Origin of the sequence: Niallia sp. MER 6 (genome assembly GCF_023714395.1) — a bacterium.
Taxonomy (GTDB): Bacteria; Bacillota; Bacilli; order Bacillales; family Cytobacillaceae; genus Niallia.
The window spans coordinates 1-20,239 of the sequence record NZ_JAMAUK010000029.1; the positions used below are offsets into that span (position 1 = coordinate 1).

Consider the following 20,239-nt stretch of genomic DNA (forward strand, 5'->3'; position numbering starts at 1 on the left):
TTTGCATGTGAAAAATGTGGGGGTGAAATGTATCCTGAGTATTATAAAGGGGTACATGGCATAGAGTACAAATTATCGGATATTCTCTAACCATGAAAAGGACCGGGCTATGCCCGGTTTTTCTTATATGGTACCTGTCATTACAGTCGTAGTGTCTATGCTTGTGCTGCACGAACAGCTGACAAAGCTGTCAGCATTGGGAATACTACTTACATTAGCAGGGCTGGTTGTTTCAGAGGTGAAAATTACGATTAAGAAAAAAAGAGCATTGGGAAGCAGTGCAGTGAAATAAGTTGCTTGTTTAAGGAAGTCTTGCTGATAAATAGCCAGACTTCCTTTTTATATATAAAGAAGGGTGAGATATTGATTACCGCTGGATTTCGAGATTTCGGTAAAAGATTTATGGGAAGGAAAGGGGAAGTGCTTGTTTTAGAGATAATAAGAATGAACCTTATTGGCCGAAAACACAATTTTTCCTATCTTTTACTATTGGCAATGACATAGCCAAGCCTTGAGGTGAATAATATTAAGGATAGTAAACTATTTGATAAACATGAGAAACAGGGGTTAGCGAATGGTTAGTATAGAAATTAGGGATGCTCATACTAAATCCACTTTTCAAGCATTTGTACAGGCAGTTATTCCTCCTCAAGCATATTACCTTCCCAACAGCACTTCGTTTATCAAGCCAGGTGCCTTTGAACTGCAGGTTTACGAATATCTAATGCAGATACTAAATCAGTCCATGCCCCTAAAGGTCAAAAAACAGTTGATGATTGCATCAATGGCTAAGTCTACAGCAGAACTGCTAGATAGTGGAGCAGTTTATCTGGTCCAATCTCAGAAAAATATATATCCGCTCTGCTGTAATACATTCCCTGAAGGTGGTCCTTACACGTTATTAGCACCATTAGACAGGCTTAATGCAATCTCATATATAGAAAGGCTAGAAATAAATCCGGTGAATTTAAAACCGCCTTATGACAATAATCCAGGACTTATTCAAAATATCGTTGATGTGTTGCATCAGCTGACTTTTTTCGGGTTTTATTCCGAATGGACGGGATATGGCAGTACTGCTTTTTTGCCTCCGGAAAACCGGCAAATGGAATATTTCCCTATTGGCTGGCATCGGGCAGGCTATCCAGGACCAGCTTATGCTTATCGGGATTTTCGCGGTTTTTTAGCTCTTATGCCACATAAAAAGGAGGGATAGTATGAAGTTGCAGGATGTCATCGTAATTGGGTCTGGCGGTGGAGGGGCTGTCATAGCGAAAGAGCTTGGAGAAAAAGGATTAAAAGTGCTTGTTTTGGAGGCTGGACCTTGGTATGGCAATAAACAATGGCCGGACCCCAATACGGAGTCGAACAGCGAAAGCAGTTCCTCTTTATCTGATCTCGACATTGATCTATACAAGCAGTTAGTGGATAAGCAGGAAATGAACATGAATGATTTAGTGACAGGAAGGTATCGCTTTGGACCGGCAGACCGAAGCAAGGCGCAATGGTTCCGGAATATTAAACAAAAGGCAATGATATGGCAGTGTGCCGGCGTTGGCGGCACAACGCAAGTTTATACAGCCAACTGTCCGCGAGCTTATCCGCAATCAGTGGATGGTAAATGGCCGTTTTCGTATAAGGAGCTTATCCCGTATTATGAAAAGGTAGAGGAAACCTTACCAGTGAACTTTGCGCCAGTTACGGCAAAGGAAGAATTATTTTATTTTGGGGCAAAAAAGCTCGGACTGCACTTGAATCCAGCTCTTGATATTTATACACCTGGATATAGACCGCAGCCTAATGCCATTCTTCCACCAAACGAAGCAATCATTAACCCCAATATTACTGATGTCGAGCTATCCTGGATGGAGGGCTGTACATTGTCAGGACATTGTATTAACGGTTGTGCTCATGGACCTTCCATTGAAAAAATGGCTAAACGCTCTACGAATGTAAGTTATATTCCACTCGCTTTAAGGACAGGTAATGTAAGCATAAGGCCAAATGCGTTCGCTGTGAAAATCCTAACCGAAAAGGAGGGTACTGAATTCCGTGCAATCGGTGTAAGAATAAGAGATACATGGACAGGACAAGAAGAAGAATTAACCGCATCCGTAGTTGTGTTAGCTTGCGGCAGTATAGAAACTCCGCGACTTTGGCTGAATTCATCCCTGCCAGAAAATGAGTTTGTTGGCAAAGGATTAGTCACACATTATATGGACTGGATTACAGGAATCTTTGAAAAGAAAGATTTATTGTCTGTTATAGGAGCAACGCAAATAAGACCATATGTAGGAAACACTTGTGGAGCAAGGCTAGACTATCCAGGACTTGGTGCACTACAGACAGCTGGAATGAGTCCAGGATTGACCGCTTCCTTTTATGGCTTGAGTACAGATGGGTATGCTGTTAGAAAAGCGCGAAGCAATCACAGACCATGGGATATGGAGGGACGGCCAGTTGGACAAACTTTACATTACTTGATGGATAATTATGCTCGATCTTTAAGTATATTGGTAACAACAGACGATGAAGTGGATGACAGAAACGGTGTCGCACTAGATCCGCGTATTTCCGATGAGAATGGTTTTGTGCCAGTTATCCGGTATAGAGCTACAAAAAAATCAGCCGAGCGGCGCAGAAAACTTGCTGTACTGGCTGCAGACCTATTACGCAAGGCGGGAGCGAAACAAATTTTGCGCTCCAATTGGCCGGAGGGTATGATGATTCATATGGAAAGCACGATGAGAATCGGCTCTGTTGTGGATGAAAACTGTGAGGCCTATCAAGTAAAACGGCTTTATATTGCTGACAACAGCGTGCATGCTAATGGTCTCGGTGGTGCTAATCCAACCCTTACAACTCAAGCCTTAGCTGCTAGGACAGCAGAAAAGGTGATAGAGACTTATTTTTCTTAGTATGTTTTTAAAATTTTTAGACAAACTAACTCAAAAACATACTTAAGAACGGAGGGATTTACTTATGAAATTGTTTGAAGTCATGTACGATGCGTTTGAGCCATTTTTGGACGGTGAAAAAAGACCATTAAATGTCTTAGAAGTCAGCAATCTGTGGTTTTATTTGTTGGCAACGGAAACAACCCTTCGTAATGAAGAGCTTGCTGTTAACATCGTTCAAGATCCAAAATTAAAAGCAATCATTAAGGATACTACCGATTCTGTGCATATTCCGATGCGTGATGAGTTAAAAGAATTTTTGACAAAAGAAGGAGTTCCGCTCCCACAGACTACCCCAGAAAAACCAGTCGGAGATTTTCGCGACATCCCGGAAGGAGCAAAACTGAATGATGAAGAGACTGCCAACCTCCTTTCTTATAATCTTGCAGCAGGAGTAAATTATGCAGCAAGAGGTCTTACAGAATCTATCCGTGCAGATGTCGGTTTGCTTTTTTCTAAATATATTATGAAGAAGACCATTGCCGGTCTAACTGTTAAGCAATACTTAGATGAGCATGGGTGGCTGCGGGTGCCGCCGTTTTACAACAAATAGTTATTCACTTTAAGTGAAAATATATATAAGTAGAAGGGAGAAGTTGAATGTAAGGAATTCAGCTTCTTTTTTTGGTATAATAATTTGTGCTAAAGATAGTCTGAGTCAAAAGTTGATACAAAAAAATAAAAAATATTAAAAAATGTATTGACGCTCATTTAAATACTAGATATAATAATCCTTGTCGCTGATACATGACAGCGAAGAAAATGAAACGGCCCATTGGTCAAGCGGTTAAGACACCGCCCTTTCACGGCGGTAACACGGGTTCGAATCCCGTATGGGTCACCAATATAATGGAGGATTAGCTCAGCTGGGAGAGCATCTGCCTTACAAGCAGAGGGTCGGCGGTTCGATCCCGTCATCCTCCACCATAATGCGCCGATGTAGCTCAATTGGTAGAGCAACTGACTTGTAATCAGTAGGTTGGGGGTTCAAGTCCTCTCGTCGGCACCATTAGATTTTGCGGGTGTGGCGGAATTGGCAGACGCACTAGACTTAGGATCTAGCGCCGCAAGGCGTGGGGGTTCGACTCCCTTCACCCGCACCATTTAATTTAAATACTCTAAGCGGAAGTAGTTCAGTGGTAGAACACCACCTTGCCAAGGTGGGGGTCGCGAGTTCGAACCTCGTCTTCCGCTCCAAAAATATGCGCCCGTAGCTCAATTGGATAGAGCGTCTGACTACGGATCAGAAGGTTATGGGTTCGACTCCTTTCGGGCGCGCCATATACATTTGCATTTTACGGGGCCTTAGCTCAGCTGGGAGAGCGCCTGCCTTGCACGCAGGAGGTCAGCGGTTCGATCCCGCTAGGCTCCACCAATACGGAGGAATACCCAAGTCCGGCTGAAGGGATCGGTCTTGAAAACCGACAGGCGGGTCAAACCGCGCAGGGGTTCGAATCCCCTTTCCTCCTCCATTAATTTAATAGTTTGGTCCGGTAGTTCAGTTGGTTAGAATGCCTGCCTGTCACGCAGGAGGTCGCGGGTTCGAGTCCCGTCCGGACCGCCATTATATTTCGCGGGTGTAGTTTAATGGTAAAACCTCAGCCTTCCAAGCTGATGTCGTGGGTTCGATTCCCATCACCCGCTCCAATTATGCCGGTGTGGCGGAATTGGCAGACGCGCACGACTCAAAATCGTGTTCCTTTGGAGTGCCGGTTCGACCCCGGCCACCGGTATTATGATGCTGCTTATGCAGTGAAATCAACGTTTCTTACACTCTGTAAGGGGCGTTTTTTATTTTAAAAAGAAAACCACCATTTGATCATAAAAAATTAATCCATAATGAGAGGATTTGATTGTAATGATGAAAGATAATTTCTGGCGTGAACTGCCACGACCGTTTTTTGTACTTGCACCAATGGAAGAGGTAACGGATGTAGTATTTCGCCATGTAGTGAGCAAAGCAGCAAGACCTGATGTGTTTTTTACAGAGTTTACGAACACAGAGAGCTACTGTCACCCAGATGGGAAGCAAAGTGTACGCGGGCGTTTGACTTTTACAGAAGATGAGCAGCCAATGGTTGCACATATATGGGGAGATAGACCTGAAAATTTCCGCCAAATGAGTATTGGAATGGCAGAACTCGGGTTTCGTGGCGTCGATATTAATATGGGCTGTCCTGTGCCTAATGTGGCATCTAAGGGGAAGGGGAGCGGCCTTATCCTCCGTCCAGATGTCGCTGCAGAGATAATCCAAGCAGCAAAAGCAGGCGGATTGCCTGTAAGTGTGAAAACAAGACTTGGCTACACGGAAGTAGAAGAGTGGAAGGAATGGCTAGCACATATATTGAAACAAGATATTGCTAACCTTTCAATTCATTTGCGTACACGTAAGGAAATGAGCCAAGTGGATGCTCACTGGGAGCTGATTCCAGAGATTAAGAAGCTCCGTGATGAAATAGCGCCAGATACATTGTTGACGATTAACGGAGATATTCCTGACTATCAAACTGGCTTGGAGCTTGCTGAAAAATATGGTATTGATGGGGTAATGATTGGGCGCGGTATTTTTAAAAACCCATTTGCATTTGAAAAAGAGCCAAAAGAACATAGCAGTAAAGAATTGCTTGATCTCTTGCGATTGCATCTTGATCTACATGACAAATATTCACAAGAATTAGAGACACGCTCATTCCGAGCTCTGCATCGCTTTTTCAAGATATATGTTAAAGGATTTAGAGGAGCAAGTGAACTAAGAAATCAATTGATGAGCACAAATTCATCGGATGAAGTGCGTGAAATGCTTGATCTCTTTGAGAAAAATGCTGACATAGTTGAGTAAGAATATGTGATTAATTGGCTGATGTGAGTACATTTACCTTGACTCCCATCAGCCAATTTTTGCTTTTATCAATTGTATATGGCTAGACTGTTGCGAAGTATTATTAGTTATACTAAAATTAAGTGCCTGTTGCTTTATAAAAAGGTACTATTATTTAATATAAGGAGTTACATAAATGGAAATTAAAGATATGCTTATTCGCTTGAGATATGCGCTAGAAATAAAAAATAAAGAAATGGTGGAGATTTTTAATCTTGGCGGTGTCGAGGTAACGGTACCTGAAGTGGTGCAAATCCTGAAAAAGACAGATGACGAAGAAGAGGAAAATGACGATCAAATTAAATGTACAACTAGTATGTTCGATTCCTTTTTAAATGGTCTCATTATTTATAAAAGGGGAGTACAAGAACCTAAACCAGGGATGCCTAATGCTCCAGCTCAACCCTCTCAAAAAGGGGAACATATTAATAACCTCCTTCTAAAAAGAGTGAAGATAGCACTGTCTTTAACTACGGAGGATATGCTGGATATTTTTGCAAACGCAGGGTTAACAGTGACAAAAGGTGAGTTGGGTGCTTTATTGCGAAAAGAGGGACATAAAAATTATAAAGAGTGTGGAGATAAATTCGCCAGAAACTTCTTAAAAGGACTCGCAGTCCGATACAGAGGATAAGGTGATGTAAATGATTCATACGTACGCAGGTTCGACAATTAGCTATGAAGTAAAGTACAAAAATAGAACCTCCATCGGAATATCAATAAATAGCTATGGAGAAATTGAAGTACAAGCTCCGAAAAAGATAGCAGATGAAAAGGTGCTTCAGGCTTTAGAAGACAGATGGGAACTCATACAGGAAAAATTAGCAGAAATGAAGGATAGGTGGAATGGTCCACAAGAAAAGGTCTATGATAATGATGAAAGCTTTCTGTATTTAGGGAAAGCATATCCTATTAAAATATTCCAAGACCGTAAAATTAAGCAGGACTATGTTGTATTTGAAGAAGAAACACTGCATATATATGTGAAGCAGCTTGACGATGAAAAGAGTAAACAAGCATTAAGACGTTTTTATTATCAGCAGTGTAAGGACTTAGTACAAAAAAGTATCTCTGTTTATCAAGGCAACTTTAAAACAAAACCCCGTTCTGTACGGATATCAGATAGTAAAACGAACTGGGGTACATGTGATTCCAATTTGCAATTAACCTTCAATTGGAGACTGGCAATGGCACCACGTGAGGTCATTGACTATGTAGTTGTACATGAGATGTGTCACATGGTCCATTTAAACCACGACCGCTCGTTTTGGCGTCTTGTTGGGAAAATAATGCCTGATTATAAGGAAAAAGAAAATTGGCTAAGCTTTTCAAACTGGAAAATGACTGTTTAGAATACAGGGCTGGAAACAATTCATTGAGCTCTCACGATTGTGAGAGCTCTTTTTTACGTATTTTAGAATTGTTGTAAAGCAATTGCACCAAAAATGTATATAACTTGGTTAGCATTCAAACAATAATAGTTGCCATATTTAAGTTATAGGTGGGATTGATATGTATATCTTATGGAGTACAGTAGGTTTGCTTGTTATCATGCTCTTTTTTATGCCGAAGCAATTAACATGGCGAGAAAATGTCATTGTTGTGCCGATTGTAAGCTATTGTGCTTGGCTTGCTCATTTCTTCATTGCTGTGAAGCTTGATTATGTAGATTTTGGCCCATCCAAGGAGGTAGAATTTACGGATTTCGCTCTCGTTTCATTAGTTCCTCCGTTGCTAACAGTATTATATTTAAACTTTCAAAAAAATAATCATTATCTTCTCTATGTAATCATTTGGACAGCCATCTCTTTTTTGATTGAGTATCTTTTGCATAAAGCAGGATTCATGAAGCATTTCGAGTGGAAGCTTTGGTACTCTATCCCTGTATATTTTATATCTTATCTAGGTTTGTATTGGTTTTATCGGAAGGTGATCAAATGCCCTCCAGAAAACGGCTAAACTAAAGCAATCCCAAAACTCTCCCACCATCAGGAGAGTTTTGTTAATGCCTCAAGAAAAACTATATTTATTAAGCAGCACCCACACCAATTCTCCTCTCGTTGTACTGTTCGTTTTTGTGAAAATCGATTTTAAATGGTCCTGTACTGTATGTGGCGAAATATATAATGCTGCTGCAATCTCTTTAGTGGTATTTCCGAGAAATATATAGTTTACTAGCTGTTTTTCCCGGTCTGACAGTCTGTATAGGGAAGCTGTATTATGTAAAATTTCTTGTGGTGCTGTTTTTTGGCAGGTGACGGCAAAGTGCTGGTCCTGTGATTGCATTAAAGTCGCATGGATTGTGAAAAATTCTCCTGCAGAGGGGTGAATACAAATTTTTGCTTCTGTCTGCACTAGATCATTCGCCTTTGCTTTTGTACATACTGCCCTAACCGGCCGCGGTAAAATGGTGCTGTCTATCTGTTCTAGCTTACGCAGAAAGTCAAGCAAGCTCTGCCCGCCTTTATTGGCTGCGGTTATTTGCATATCTTCATTAAGCAGTATCACACTTTTATCCCAATCTGCTGTATTGCCTGGTGGCAATGGAGCAGCAAAAAAGTCATACAGCTTTATGGAGATCGGCTGCAACAACGAAATTATCTCGTCCATATCTTTTTGGGTAAACATCTGCTGTTTATTAGAACGAAACAATGTCAAAAATCCGCAGCATTTTCCTTTATACATAACAGCTGCACGCAGCTCATCTGAAAAACCAGCAGGCTGAAGAATTTCTTTACTGCGGGTACTCAACGCAAGATTTCCATTTGTAGAGTGACTTAAAACACCAACTGGAACAGGAAGCTTTATGAGATTTTCAAACCGGTTAAAGTCCTTCTGTAAATATTCATTTTCAAATAAAAGAGGATGTATTTTTTCAATCCGAGCATCCGTGAAGGCACCTGTTGATAGAAGTGTTAATGAGTCGACTGTCGTAAAACACCCTGCCTCATAACAAATAGACTTTTTTATATGTATTAAACAGTTATTCAAAAAATCAGTTATAAACGCTGTGTCTTTCTTCAATTTTTGTTCGCCTCTTTCCAGGGTGATAACTATCCCATAAATATGGGATTTTGCTTGTTATAATTTTTAAATAGAATGATAATGATTATTAATATCATTAATTTAATGATAACAAATGGGAATTACAATTGCATTCATTAAAAAAGGAGGCATTCATATGCCGGAAAGCAAACGAGCGAAGAGCTGGGAGGATCCTAGTGTTAATTCCTATGCTACAACAATAAGGAAAAAGATTGCAGGTTACCCACTATTATATGAGCTGACAGGGAACTAGATGGAAGGTTTTTTAATTGGTGACAGTAATCATACAGTATTAATTGTCGGAGCTGGCGGCGGGCAAGAACTCGTCACATTCAGCAATAATTCGCTCTGGTCATATGTGGCTGTCGATTCCTCAGAGGAGATGCTTAAACTTGCGAAAAGCAGAACAAAGAATATAGCAGATCGAATCTGTTTTCACCACTCAGAATGGGATATGTTTTCTACCGAAAAACAATTTGATGGAGCTACATGCCTGCTTGTTCTTCATTTTATAAAAGGGTTAGAAAATAAACGGAAATTTCTGTTGAATATTGCTAAACACCTTAAACCAGGTGCACCGCTTTTACTTGCTGCCATTCAAGGAGAACAGGTCAGTGAATTTTTCGAAATGCAAATGGCGGGTTGGAGAAATTATATGATCTCAAACGGCATATCACCTGAAGAGTTCGCAGAATTTGCTGCAACAATTGGGCAGGGAACAGAGGTTAATAGTGACGAAGAATGGAAAGAATTATTGTATGACTGCGGCTTTACTAATGTCAGCTGTTATTTTGGATCATTTCTTATTAGAGGCTTCATCTGCACAAGAGATAAGGCTCAAGCTACTTAAGAACCAATAAGGGGGTATATTATTCGGCTTCCCCCCTCATTAATTTCCTAAAGATAGCAATATTGATTAGTTGAAAAATCAACAGCAGCGGATAAGCAGCGGCAGAATACCAATAGTTCCAGCCATTATGATAAAAGTAACCTGATTTAACGGAGGCAAACTCATAAATTATACAGAAAATAATCCAATAAATTACATATAAGGATTTATGAAGCACTGATTTTTTATATGGGAAAAAATTTACAAATAATATTCCGGATGCAGGAAAGAGAATGATGATTGGCAAGTACCCGGCAAATTGAATGCCTGGGGAAAAATAGCCATATAGATGGAGCTTAAGATCAAGCAGTACGTCAACAAAAAATCCAATAAACATGGAATATAGGATAACGGCATATTGCTCTGCTTGTGAAATTCTCTTCGGAATTATCCAAGCGATAACAATAAATAGGAGGCAGGAGATAATTAAAAAGGTCATAATACGCATCAGTTCCTTTAGTGTAATAATCCATAAAAAATATCGTTATCCTTTTCTTTCCTTTTCTACAACAAAACGATGAAAGAAATAGTTGCATCCTGCGACAGACAGACTTAAGCAGAAGAGCTGCAGCCTCTTAAGGTTGACCAGCTTATAGATTTTGAACTTTTCAGCGAGTGTACTTAATGGGTAGGCAAACAGAAAATCGGCAAAAATATTCGAGATAATATAAAGCCAAACTTTTTCATATGTAAGTTTAAAAATCCATAAATTTAAGGTGAAAAAAAGGCCGAATACAAAGGTGATGTCTGTAGAGAGTCCTGGAATAATCGGTTTTTTTACTTTCCACCATGTGTAGCTTTTAGAAAGCTCACTGATTAAAGTAATTAGAAGTGAACTAAAAATGCCTGTAGGTAAAAAGCGTCTAAAGGATTTCGCGCCAAATAGTAAAAAAGTGAACCATGGTCCAATCAGCAGCACATACATTTTCCAGTTTCTCATCTTTTTTCCTCCTAAAAATTATCAACATCAAATATAGTATTTCCGTCCTAACCGCATTTAATTAGTTCAAAATAATGCCATAAAATGGTACGATAATAGGGAGAAAAATGTCCGCAAACAAGAAAAGGTAGTGATAGCTTGAAAAATCTGCTGAACAATGAAAATTTTGAATGGCTGAAATCTGCCTTTATAGCGATTATTGCAGTGCTTGTCATTCGCCTATTTATTTTTGTCCCAATCATTGTGGACGGTGAATCAATGGAATCTTCGTTAGATAATGGCGACAGAATGATTGTTACAAAGGTAGGGAAGATTCAAAGATTTGATATTGTCGTGTTCCACGCTAATGAAAAGGAGGATTATATCAAGAGGGTAATCGGCTTGCCGGGCGACAAGATAGAATATAAGGATGATACACTCTACATAAATGGCGAGGCTTATGAAGAGCCTTACTTGGATAAAAACAAGCAGGAATTACGGCAATTATTCGGAAGCGGGGCATTGTTAACAGAAAACTTTACATTAAAGAGCCTGCTAGGGTTGGACCGAGTTCCGAAGGACTCCCTGTTTGTGCTCGGTGATAACAGAAGAAACAGCAAGGACAGCCGTTATATCGGAGTAATCCCGACAAGCAAAGTAGTTGGGACGACAAATATTATTTATTGGCCAATCAAGAATATTCATCTCGTAGACTAACAAAAAAGTGAAAAGGGGAATAAATGTTGGGAAACGATTTTTACTGTGAGGAAGTTCTGAGTAATAAGACAAAGGTGAAAAAAATAATCGAAACAGATAATGTTTTAGCTTATTATCACACTAAACCATTTTATCCGGTACATATCGTGGCCATACCAAAAAAGCATATTTCGTCGCTATTGACACTTGAGGAAAGTGATCAAAAACTGCTGCTTGAGCTTTTAGGTGTCATTCAAAAGCTTGCAGCGAGTGTGACGGAGGAATATGGTGCATGTCGTGTAATTACAAATTTAGGAAATTATCAGGATTCCAAACATCTTCATTGGCATATAGTATTTGGCAATCCTCTAACGAATCAGTAAAAGGAGCGCATAATGTTACGAGCAATCATTTTTGACATGGATGGTACGTTATTTCAAACAAATTCTATTTTAGAATTGGCCTTAGAAGATGCTTTTAAACGTTTAAGGGATCAACAGCTATGGAATAGTGCCACACCAATTGAAAAATACAGAGAAATTATGGGGGTGCCGCTTCCGCAAGTATGGGAAACTTTACTGCCCTTACACAGCCAAGAGGTACGTGCGGCAATAGATGCTTATTTTTTAGAAAGATTAATAGAAAATATCAACAATGGCAAAGGAGCATTATATCCTCACACACAAGCAGTGCTTGCAGAATTAAAAAACAGGAACTTTGCAATTTTTATTGCCAGCAATGGCCTGCCTGCCTATTTAAAAGCAATTGTCGAGTATTACGAGTTAGATAAATGGGTAACCGAAACCTTTAGCATTGCTCAAATACATTCACTAAATAAAGCCGATTTAGTAAGAGCTGTCATCCAGAAATATGAGATAGCGTCTGGCGCTGTTGTCGGTGACCGCTTGTCAGATATTCAAGCAGCGAGTCGAAATGGCTTCCTTTCGGTCGGATGTCATTTTGATTTTGCTAAACTAGAGGAGTTATCCGAGGCAGATATAGTAATAGATGACTTGCGTGATTTGCCTGCAATTTTTACTAAGTCGATAAAGTGACTCTTTCAAACTATTTGAAAGGGTCTTTTTTTGTTTATACATATATGGAGAGGCTTATGGGAATTATAGGTACATCGGTAATGGGAAAGAGGCTGCTGCTGTTATGTTAACGGAAAAAGTTTCGCTCACACAATTATTTACATTAATATTAGGCTTTAATCTAGGAAGCTCCCTTGTTTTTGGTATAGGCCTTGAGGCGAGGGAAGACAGCTGGCTTGTTATTTTATTTTCTACATTTATCGGCGTTATTATTGCCTATTTATATTATCATATGATTATGTTACAGCCGAACAAGAACTTATATCAAATCCTGGAGTTCTGCTTTAACAGACCAGTTGCAATCATAATAGGTTTTATTTATGCTGTCTATTTTTTTTATATTGCAGCAAGGATTGTCAGAGACTTTAGTGTGTTGACTTCTGCTGCTATCTTGCCGTTAACACCAATAGAATTCATCGCGTTAACCTTTACGCTTCTGCTCGGTTATATTTTATATCTTGGAATAGAAGTGCTCGGTCGAACAACGGAGGTGCTGACACCATACTCTATCGTTTTTTTACTATTGCTGACGATTTTTTTGTATGGTAGCAGAAGTCTCACCCTTGAAAACATTCAGCCTGTATTAGGGAGAGGGATTGGACCATTTGTAAAAAGCATGTTTCCATACGAAGTAGCAAGGCCATATGGAGAAATGATTATTTTTATGTGCATTCTGCCTTTAGTAGGGAATATACACAAAAGCAGAATCATCTACTTATTTTCCATTATTTTTTCAGGGCTGTTTTTAACATTAACTAGTTTGCTGATAACAGCATCCCTTGGAAGCAGGATTGCCTTAAGAGCAAACTTCCCCCTCTTATCTGCAACCCGTCTTGTATCAAATGGGGAATTTATTGAAAGAATGGATGTTATTACAGTGTTTATGATCATGCTTTTGATTGTTGGTAAAAAGCTCGGTGTTTATATACGGAGGACTAAAAGGGCTGGAATATATATTTCGGCTTCCCTATCGCTTTTTTGTTATGCCCGTTATTTTTATCGTTTCTATGTTTTCCATATTCATCAGCAGATATTTCGCTGACCATGTATACGAAGGTCTTCATGTTATTCATTATCTTTTAAGTATGCCGCTGCAATTTATGCTTTCACTTTTTTTATATTTAATTATTTTGGTAAAAACGGCAGTCAAACAACGAGGGATTGCGAAGTAAAAATATGGATAAGTTTTGCATGGCGGAAAAACAATTACGCAAAGTGAATTTTTTAATTTTTGTGCAAGAAGATTGCTCTAGACCCACCCGAAATATGCTTGTTATCATATGATTATTATTAAGTAGGGAGAGATTTCATGGAGGAGCAAAAATTTAAGGACTTAAAATTAGGAGAACGAGGAGCATTAATCAGTATTGCTGCCTATATTTTCCTTTCGATTATAAAGCTGTCGGTAGGTTTTATGACGGATTCACAAGCATTGCGGGCAGATGGTCTGAATAACGCAACAGATATTATTGCTTCGGTTGCAGTCCTAATAGGATTAAGACTATCACAAAAGCCTGCAGATAAGAATCATCGCTATGGTCATTGGAAAAGCGAAGGCATCTCTTCTATGGTAGCTTCATTCATTATGATGGTTGTCGGCATTGAGGTGTTAATTGATTCTGTTTCTTCCTTCATGCACAAGGATAGTCAGTCACCTGATATGATGGCAGGGTTTGTCGGTTTATTTGCTGCAGCAGTAATGTATGGTGTATATCGCTACAATAGCACTTTGGCTAAGAAAATTAACAGCAGTGCTGTTATGTCTGCGGCAAAGGATAATATTTCAGATGCGTGGGTAAGTATCGGTACGGCTGTCGGCATATTCGGGTCACAGTTGAACATGCCGTGGCTTGATTCTGTTACTGCACTGGTTGTCGGAATGCTGATCTGTAAAACAGCTATTGAGATATTCAGGCAAGCATCCCATGAGCTGTCAGACGGCTTTGATGTGGACAGGCTGCAAAAGTTAAAGAATGCTATTTTGATTATGGAAGGGGTAAAGGGCATTAAAGAAATAAAAGGGAGAAACTACGGCAATAACGAAGTGGTCGATGTTTCTATTCTCGTTGATTCTACATTGGATATTAAAAAAGCCCATGGGATAGCTGATGATGTGGAGGCAGAGCTGCAGCGTGAATACGGAGTTTACCAAGTGCATGTCCATGTAGAGCCCCAATAAAAAAGCAAGCTTTTTAAGGCTTTGCTTTTTTATTTTGTTTGTTTAAGGCTCTTTGGGCTTGAATAAATTTTTTCATTTCCTTTTTTTCCTTTTTTGACAAGCCATTCAATCGTTTTTGCAAAAGCTCTTTAGCAAACTGATACAGTTCCATATCAAGCTTATTAAAGTCTTCTATCAGCTTGATCGTTTCCTTCGGGACATCTGCCCGTCTAAGCTTTTTCTTTGTAATATTGACCTTGTTATAATGAATGTCGTTCCAATTATACACAGCTTTAAGTAAATATAAGGATTCATCGAATCTTTCCGTTATCCCCACAGCATCAAATGACTCTAATCTTTCTTTGGCTAAGTTAAGATCATATTGGACAGGATATCCGCATAAAAGCAGTGTCTGACAGTTATTAGCTTCTGGTTCTGTCCTCACAAACTCCTCTAACGTCATATCTTTTAATCTTTCATAGCCTGGATAGTTTCTCAAATAAGAATACAGGGATAAAACCCGATCGACAGGATGGCGAAGCATAGTGAAGTAGTGGTGCTGCTTTTGAAAATGCTCATGAACTCCATACAAATGATGGCCGGCAAATGCATTAATATCGTTTTTTTGCCGTTCTGTCAGCTGATCCAATGGAATAACTTCATTTTGAAAAAGCTCATGATCATAAATTTCCTCCACCGAAAATTGCCGTTTGAAAATAGTATTAAGAGTGGACCCGCCTGTTTTAGGTATGTGGAGAAAAATAATCAAGTCTTGTTCTGTCATTACAAACATCTCCTTTTTATTAGTAAATGAAATTTATAAAAAAAAGGGAATGGCGCAAGCATCATCAGCTAAAAAAGGGCGAAGCTTTTAACATGTATCTATTAGCAAACATTCATAATTCCTTGGAGTTCAGGTGACAATATGGAAAAAGCAGTTGGAGGTTATGATGGCATTTGCAATTTATTTTTTTATAGGGTGGCTGACCATTATTTGTTTTTTTGTTCAAAAGAAGAAGTACAGCATTGTAGAAAATACGGTTTTAATTTTAAGTGTTTTAATTATAAATCTTAATTGGACTTGGCTTGTTTATGAGGAGTTTGAGTTGATTACCTATTCTCGTGAACCGTGGGATTTTGTTGCTTATTTGATTAAGAGAAGCATTGTTATTCCGGTGATTGTGTTAATTTGTTTGAATTTTGGTCGCAAACAATCTTCCCTAGTGAAAAAGCTAATGCATATCCTCGTGTCATCATTAGTGATATTAGGTATAACAATTATCAGTCATTTATTAAAGGTCACTACAGTCAAACACTGGTCGATATTTTATGATTTGGTTTACTATCTTCTTCTCCATCTTGTAGTGTTAGGGATTCATAAATGGTATCAAACATATATGGTGGATAAAGAGAAAGAGGTGCTGACAAAATGATTTGGATTGGAAAATTTGATATTAATGAGATATCCTTATTGCTCTTGACGGTTGCCGCCTATTTGTTCGTTATGTTCACACCGAAAAAGCTGAGCAGGGAAATAACCTGTATGAGTATATTATGGGGTATAACTACGGGAATATTATATGACTTTACAATAGGGGGAGGATTACTCGATTTATATCGGGAAAATGATACGAACCACTACGAGCTTTTTGACCTGTTTTATTATGCTTTATATGGACCTTTTGGCTATGCCTTTATATATTTTTACGAAGTATTAAAAATACGTAAAAAAACGTTTGCGTTTTATGTAGGAGGATGGGCTCTATTTGGGGTTATTGCACAATGGCTTTTCACCTTGTTGCATATCATCACCTATCAGAATAATTACAGCTTGCCTTATTCCTTCCCGATATTTTTGTTAACCCAGACGATTACTGGGTTGTTTTATCACTATGTTACAACAGTCTACCCTAGCGGAGATTCCGTCCAATAAGAGCGAATGTAGGAGGATTAATAGGACTAAACTATTATTCCAAGTAAATCAATCAGAATACCCTAAAAAATGATTGACAACGACTTTTAGATGCTGTTAACATAGGTTTAACAGATATTTGTAAATATTTTAAAGGAATCGACTAGATCACTAGAGATTCAGCGAAATACATGTCAAGCAGACTTGTATTTTGTTGGTCTCTTTTTTTATCAACTTAAATTACATAATACTTATACAGGAGGATGGCCATGAGATTTAGCTACATACACCATCTGGAATGCCCAAAATGCAGTAAATATTATTCTGCCGAAGAAATACAGCAATTATGTAGCTGTGGTTCCCCACTACTCGCTCGATATGAATTGGATAAATTAAAACATGACTTATCGAAAGAGGATTTGCAAGGCAGGGAAAACACTTTATGGAGATATCATGAGGTGCTTCCAGTATTGAACCAAGAGAATGTAAAAACTTTAGGCGAAGGGATGACACCGCTGCTTCCATTAGAAAGGGCAGGAGCAGAGTTAGGCTTTCAGCATCTTTATTTAAAGGATGAAGGACTTGTTCCAACAGGTTCATTCAAAGCAAGAGGCGCTGCAGTCGGTGTTTCAAAAGCTTCAGAGCTTGGGGTGAGGGAGCTTGCGATGCCTACAAATGGGAATGCAGGTGCTGCATGGTCCCTTTATTCTGCAAAAGCGGGAATTCGCGCACATATCGTCATGCCTCTTGATGCTCCAGAAATTACGCGCAAAGAAGTGAGCGTTTCTGGAGGAGAGCTATATTTAGTTGATGGTGTTATAAGTGATGCAGGCAAAATCACGGCACAGCTGGTAAAGGATAATGGCTATTTTGATGCATCAACCTTGAAGGAACCATATCGGATTGAAGGGAAAAAGACGATGGGCTATGAAATTGCTGAGCAATTTGGCTGGGAACTACCAGATGTCATTCTCTATCCAACTGGAGGCGGTGTCGGTTTAATTGGTATTTACAAGGCATTTCTGGAAATGCAAGAGCTTGGCTGGATCAGCGGTCGACTTCCCCGTTTAGTCGCTGTACAAGCAGAAGGCTGTGCGCCTATTGTCAAAGCGTATTTAGAGGGGGAAGAAGAGTCTGATTTTTGGGAGAATTCAGAAACGAAAGCATTTGGAATTAATGTACCGAAAGCTTTAGGAGATTTTTTGGTTTTAAAGGCGATATATGAGACAAATGGCTGTGCAGTGGCAGTATCCGAAGAAGAATTAACGAAAGCTCAGCAGCTTGTCGCAAAGTCAGAAGGTCAGTTTATATGTCCAGAGGGTGCCGCAACAATTGCAGCAGCTGATAAACTTCGGGAAGCAGGCTGGCTTGGCAAGGAAGAAAAAGTCGTTTGTTTAAATACAGGAGTTGGTATTAAGTATCCAGATACAGTGGAATATACCGCAAAATATATAGAAAAAATTCGTCCATAATTTTTTTGTGATTTAATACCCAGTAAAGAGATTAAAATAATTAGTATTTAAAGAGATTACTAAGGAGCGATGAAAAATGTCTGGAAAATTAAGAGAGTTGGTAGACAGAAGAAAAAGTTATTTAATCCATTCCTTGATAGCTGCAGGCATTTATAAAAAAGAGGGACAGCATCTGTTTGAATGGACACTAACAGATCTGGAAAAGGAATATTCACGCATAAAGAATACAAAAGAATAAGCAAGGTGCTGATCAGACAACTGAAGGCCGCTTCCCAATATTGGAGTAAGCGGCTTTTTTAAATTTATATAGGGGGTTATTTAAATGGCCGAAGTAACTTACGAAAATGAAAAATATATCATCTCCATATTAAAGGAAATTGAGTATGGTTCTGTCACCATTACCCTTCATGCCGGGAGAATAGCACAAATTGAGAGAGAAGAAAAAATCCGTATACAAACAGACACAAAAAAATAAAAGATGCTCTTGCTACCGGACCACCGGAGAAGACACGGTTGCTGATTTTTTTGCTTCGTGTCTTTTTTTTATCCATATTCCAATCGTAAATAGGAAGATTGAAAGGAGAGGAGAAGTTTATGACATTATTAGCAATCAATCAATTAAATAAAAAATTCAGCTCGAAAAATGGTGATACACATGCATTAAAGGATATTGACTTAGCAGTAGAAAAAGGTGAACTGATTACCATTATCGGCCCGAGCGGCTGCGGGAAAAGCACCTTGCTGAAAATCATAGCAGGCCTTGATACGGAAGTGTCCGGCTCTGTATCGATTGAGGGGGTGGAAGTAACCGGGCCCAGCGCCGATAAGGGCTTTATCTTCCAAGAACCACGCCTCTTTCCTTGGCACACGGTAGAAAAAAATATCGCCGCAAACTTCTCCCTAAAAAACAAAAAAGTTCAAGAAAAGGTCGCAGAGCTGATTAAGCTCGTTAAGCTTGACGGCTTTGCAAAATCATACCCAAGGGAGCTATCAGGAGGAATGGCACAAAGAGCAGCAATTGCAAGAGCTCTGCTCCGCAATCCGAAAGTCTTGCTATTAGATGAACCATTCGGTGCGTTAGACGCATTCACAAGGACACATATGCAGGATGCTTTGTTGAATATCTGGCAAGTAAACAAAACGACCATGCTGCTAGTAACACATGATTTAGATGAAGCCATCTATTTAGGAGGCAAAGTTGTCATTATGAATGCAAGACCAGGATCGATACAAAAGGTTGTAGATATTCAACTTCCGTACCCGCGGAAGAAAGCGGATAATGCATTTCAAGCATACCGTCAAGCGATTTTGCAGGAGTTTGAGAAATCAGAGCATGCAGTGATGGGAGGGAGGTCACATTGAGTAATAATAGTGAACTGTTATACGGAGACTCAGTTGTAAAAGCTAAGCGTAAAAAAAAGATAAAAGGAAAACAGCTGCCTTCTAAAACGGTTATTTTTTTGCGGGGAATGATTTTCCCTGTTCTATTAATAGCAGTATGGGAAGCAGCGGGAATATATGGGTTTGTATCAGAGACACTGCTTCCAAGACCGAGTGAGATTTTCATGGCTTTCATTGATTTATGGACAACAGGGAATTTGCTCTACCATTTCCAAGTCAGTTTTCTTAGGGCAATCGGAGGGTTTATAATTGGAGGTTCTCTTGGTCTATTAGCTGGATTAGCTGTTGGATTTTCTAGCAAAATAGAGCATACCCTTGACCCGACTATGCAGATGCTACGCACAATTCCGACATTAGCTGTCATACCGCTATTTATCCTATGGTTTGGTTTTGGAGAGGTTTCAAAGGTTCTTTTGATTGCCAAAGGTGCTTTCTTTCCGCTATATGTGAATGCTTTTTTAGGCATACGCAGTGTTGATGGGAAAATGTATGAGGTTGCGAAAGTTTTACAGTACAGCAAATGGAAACAAATAACTAACTTAATTATCCCATCAGCACTTCCTAATATTCTGCTCGGCCTGCGTCTTGCCTTAGGAGCAGCCTGGCTTGCGTTAGTGGCAGCAGAGCTGATGGGATCATCTGAAGGTATCGGCTATTTAATTACAGATGCGCGGCAATTTTCACAAACAACAGTCGTTTTTGTAGGAATTATTATCTTTGCAGTGTTTGGGAAGGCTTCAGATTCGTTTATAAGGATATTTGAAAGAAGATTGTTGAAATGGCAGGACAGCTTTAAAGGCTAATGAACAAAGGGAGTG

Annotated in this window: 25 protein-coding genes and 11 tRNA genes; 32 read left to right on the forward strand and 4 right to left on the reverse strand. The window is 39.3% G+C overall.

Annotation, left to right across the window (positions count from 1 at the left end; all coding sequences use genetic code 11):
• Window positions 1–109 precede the first annotated feature (109 nt).
• From M3600_RS22975 to M3600_RS23065, 19 genes are all read left to right on the forward strand, one after another.
• Window positions 110–292, forward strand: coding sequence for an EamA family transporter (locus M3600_RS22975; protein ID WP_251647737.1), 183 nt, complete (start codon window positions 110–112; stop codon window positions 290–292).
• Between the two features lie 282 nt (window positions 293–574).
• Window positions 575–1,216 (forward strand): hypothetical protein, encoded by a 642-nt coding sequence (locus tag M3600_RS22980; protein WP_251647739.1) that lies wholly within the window; start codon window positions 575–577, stop codon window positions 1,214–1,216.
• A gap of 1 nt (window position 1,217) precedes the next feature.
• Window positions 1,218–2,918, forward strand: a complete 1,701-nt coding sequence (locus M3600_RS22985) for a GMC family oxidoreductase N-terminal domain-containing protein (protein WP_251647741.1) — start codon at window positions 1,218–1,220, stop codon at window positions 2,916–2,918.
• Between the two features lie 64 nt (window positions 2,919–2,982).
• A complete protein-coding gene (locus tag M3600_RS22990; protein ID WP_233314299.1) occupies window positions 2,983–3,510 on the forward strand; it encodes a DUF3231 family protein in 528 nt (175 codons plus the stop codon).
• Between the two features lie 216 nt (window positions 3,511–3,726).
• Window positions 3,727–3,801 (forward strand) — tRNA-Glu (locus M3600_RS22995).
• A gap of 7 nt (window positions 3,802–3,808) precedes the next feature.
• Window positions 3,809–3,884, forward strand: a tRNA-Val gene (locus M3600_RS23000).
• 6 nt (window positions 3,885–3,890) lie between these two features.
• Window positions 3,891–3,966: transfer RNA gene (locus tag M3600_RS23005), tRNA-Thr, on the forward strand.
• Window positions 3,967–3,975: 9 nt separating this feature from the next.
• Window positions 3,976–4,060, forward strand: a tRNA-Leu gene (locus M3600_RS23010).
• A 19-nt stretch (window positions 4,061–4,079) separates the two neighbouring features.
• Window positions 4,080–4,154, forward strand: a tRNA-Gly gene (locus M3600_RS23015).
• Window positions 4,155–4,161: 7 nt separating this feature from the next.
• A tRNA-Arg gene (locus M3600_RS23020) sits at window positions 4,162–4,238 on the forward strand.
• An 18-nt stretch (window positions 4,239–4,256) separates the two neighbouring features.
• Window positions 4,257–4,332: transfer RNA gene (locus M3600_RS23025), tRNA-Ala, on the forward strand.
• A gap of 4 nt (window positions 4,333–4,336) precedes the next feature.
• A tRNA-Ser gene (locus M3600_RS23030) sits at window positions 4,337–4,429 on the forward strand.
• Between the two features lie 15 nt (window positions 4,430–4,444).
• A tRNA-Asp gene (locus M3600_RS23035) sits at window positions 4,445–4,521 on the forward strand.
• A gap of 9 nt (window positions 4,522–4,530) precedes the next feature.
• A tRNA-Gly gene (locus M3600_RS23040) sits at window positions 4,531–4,604 on the forward strand.
• Between the two features lie 5 nt (window positions 4,605–4,609).
• Window positions 4,610–4,690, forward strand: a tRNA-Leu gene (locus M3600_RS23045).
• Window positions 4,691–4,818: 128 nt separating this feature from the next.
• Complete coding sequence (locus tag M3600_RS23050; RefSeq protein WP_233314776.1) at window positions 4,819–5,796, forward strand: tRNA dihydrouridine synthase; 978 nt, start codon at window positions 4,819–4,821, stop codon at window positions 5,794–5,796.
• A 175-nt stretch (window positions 5,797–5,971) separates the two neighbouring features.
• Window positions 5,972–6,469, forward strand: a complete 498-nt coding sequence (locus tag M3600_RS23055; RefSeq protein ID WP_233314298.1) for a YehS family protein — start codon at window positions 5,972–5,974, stop codon at window positions 6,467–6,469.
• Window positions 6,470–6,479: 10 nt separating this feature from the next.
• The gene (locus M3600_RS23060; RefSeq protein ID WP_251647743.1) at window positions 6,480–7,187 is read left to right on the forward strand and encodes a M48 family metallopeptidase; all 708 of its coding nucleotides are present in this window, start codon (window positions 6,480–6,482) and stop codon (window positions 7,185–7,187) included.
• Window positions 7,188–7,347: 160 nt separating this feature from the next.
• Window positions 7,348–7,794, forward strand: coding sequence for a CBO0543 family protein (locus M3600_RS23065; RefSeq protein ID WP_237941221.1), 447 nt, complete (start codon window positions 7,348–7,350; stop codon window positions 7,792–7,794).
• Between the two features lie 51 nt (window positions 7,795–7,845).
• Here the strand turns inward: M3600_RS23065 and M3600_RS23070 are convergent, their stop codons facing one another.
• Window positions 7,846–8,859, reverse strand: coding sequence for a helix-turn-helix transcriptional regulator (locus M3600_RS23070; protein WP_237941222.1), 1,014 nt, complete (start codon window positions 8,857–8,859; stop codon window positions 7,846–7,848).
• Window positions 8,860–9,133: 274 nt separating this feature from the next.
• On the opposite strand from M3600_RS23070, the gene M3600_RS23075 reads away from it, so the two are divergent.
• On the forward strand, window positions 9,134–9,730 hold the full coding sequence (locus tag M3600_RS23075; protein WP_251647745.1) for a class I SAM-dependent methyltransferase: 597 nt from the start codon (window positions 9,134–9,136) through the stop codon (window positions 9,728–9,730).
• 19 nt (window positions 9,731–9,749) lie between these two features.
• On the opposite strand, the gene M3600_RS23080 is transcribed toward M3600_RS23075, so the two are convergent.
• Together M3600_RS23080 and M3600_RS23085 are read right to left on the reverse strand one after the other, a co-directional pair.
• Entirely contained in the window at window positions 9,750–10,208 is a 459-nt protein-coding gene (locus M3600_RS23080; RefSeq protein WP_251647747.1) for a CBO0543 family protein, read from the reverse strand.
• A gap of 45 nt (window positions 10,209–10,253) precedes the next feature.
• Complete coding sequence (locus M3600_RS23085) at window positions 10,254–10,709, reverse strand: hypothetical protein (RefSeq protein WP_233314292.1); 456 nt, start codon at window positions 10,707–10,709, stop codon at window positions 10,254–10,256.
• Between the two features lie 138 nt (window positions 10,710–10,847).
• On the opposite strand from M3600_RS23085, the gene lepB reads away from it, so the two are divergent.
• The 5 genes from lepB to M3600_RS23110 all read left to right on the forward strand — a co-directional run bounded on the left by lepB (window position 10,848) and on the right by M3600_RS23110 (window position 14,657).
• Entirely contained in the window at window positions 10,848–11,405 is a 558-nt protein-coding gene (gene lepB / locus M3600_RS23090) for a signal peptidase I (protein WP_237941226.1), read from the forward strand.
• Between the two features lie 23 nt (window positions 11,406–11,428).
• The gene (locus tag M3600_RS23095; protein ID WP_251647749.1) at window positions 11,429–11,767 is read left to right on the forward strand and encodes an HIT domain-containing protein; all 339 of its coding nucleotides are present in this window, start codon (window positions 11,429–11,431) and stop codon (window positions 11,765–11,767) included.
• Window positions 11,768–11,779: 12 nt separating this feature from the next.
• Window positions 11,780–12,439 carry an HAD family hydrolase gene (locus M3600_RS23100; RefSeq protein ID WP_251647751.1) on the forward strand — a complete coding sequence of 220 codons (660 nt, stop codon included), beginning with the start codon at window positions 11,780–11,782 and terminating at the stop codon, window positions 12,437–12,439.
• A gap of 103 nt (window positions 12,440–12,542) precedes the next feature.
• Window positions 12,543–13,520 carry a GerAB/ArcD/ProY family transporter gene (locus M3600_RS23105; protein ID WP_251647753.1) on the forward strand — a complete coding sequence of 326 codons (978 nt, stop codon included), beginning with the start codon at window positions 12,543–12,545 and terminating at the stop codon, window positions 13,518–13,520.
• 267 nt (window positions 13,521–13,787) lie between these two features.
• The gene (locus tag M3600_RS23110) at window positions 13,788–14,657 is read left to right on the forward strand and encodes a cation diffusion facilitator family transporter (RefSeq protein WP_233314286.1); all 870 of its coding nucleotides are present in this window, start codon (window positions 13,788–13,790) and stop codon (window positions 14,655–14,657) included.
• Window positions 14,658–14,670: 13 nt separating this feature from the next.
• Here M3600_RS23110 and M3600_RS23115 read toward each other — a convergent pair whose 3' ends face one another.
• Window positions 14,671–15,420 carry a sulfotransferase family 2 domain-containing protein gene (locus M3600_RS23115; protein WP_251647754.1) on the reverse strand — a complete coding sequence of 250 codons (750 nt, stop codon included), beginning with the start codon at window positions 15,418–15,420 and terminating at the stop codon, window positions 14,671–14,673.
• Between the two features lie 133 nt (window positions 15,421–15,553).
• Between M3600_RS23115 and M3600_RS23120 the strand changes: the two genes are divergently transcribed.
• From M3600_RS23120 to M3600_RS23150, 7 genes are all read left to right on the forward strand, one after another.
• Complete coding sequence (locus M3600_RS23120) at window positions 15,554–16,069, forward strand: hypothetical protein (RefSeq protein WP_233314284.1); 516 nt, start codon at window positions 15,554–15,556, stop codon at window positions 16,067–16,069.
• Window positions 16,066–16,569, forward strand: a complete 504-nt coding sequence (locus M3600_RS23125; RefSeq protein ID WP_251647756.1) for a hypothetical protein — start codon at window positions 16,066–16,068, stop codon at window positions 16,567–16,569. Before M3600_RS23120 ends, M3600_RS23125 begins: the two co-directional genes overlap by 4 nt.
• 248 nt (window positions 16,570–16,817) lie before the next feature.
• On the forward strand, window positions 16,818–18,020 hold the full coding sequence (locus M3600_RS23130; RefSeq protein ID WP_251647758.1) for a threonine synthase: 1,203 nt from the start codon (window positions 16,818–16,820) through the stop codon (window positions 18,018–18,020).
• 76 nt (window positions 18,021–18,096) lie between these two features.
• Window positions 18,097–18,258, forward strand: coding sequence for a Fur-regulated basic protein FbpA (locus tag M3600_RS23135; protein WP_233314281.1), 162 nt, complete (start codon window positions 18,097–18,099; stop codon window positions 18,256–18,258).
• Between the two features lie 84 nt (window positions 18,259–18,342).
• Window positions 18,343–18,495 carry a YezD family protein gene (locus M3600_RS23140; RefSeq protein WP_233314280.1) on the forward strand — a complete coding sequence of 51 codons (153 nt, stop codon included), beginning with the start codon at window positions 18,343–18,345 and terminating at the stop codon, window positions 18,493–18,495.
• Between the two features lie 119 nt (window positions 18,496–18,614).
• Window positions 18,615–19,382 (forward strand): ABC transporter ATP-binding protein, encoded by a 768-nt coding sequence (locus tag M3600_RS23145; RefSeq protein ID WP_237941231.1) that lies wholly within the window; start codon window positions 18,615–18,617, stop codon window positions 19,380–19,382.
• Window positions 19,379–20,224: an ABC transporter permease gene (locus M3600_RS23150; protein ID WP_245399858.1), complete on the forward strand. Its 846-nt coding sequence runs from the start codon at window positions 19,379–19,381 to the stop codon at window positions 20,222–20,224. Before M3600_RS23145 ends, M3600_RS23150 begins: the two co-directional genes overlap by 4 nt.
• Window positions 20,225–20,239: the final 15 nt, after the last annotated feature.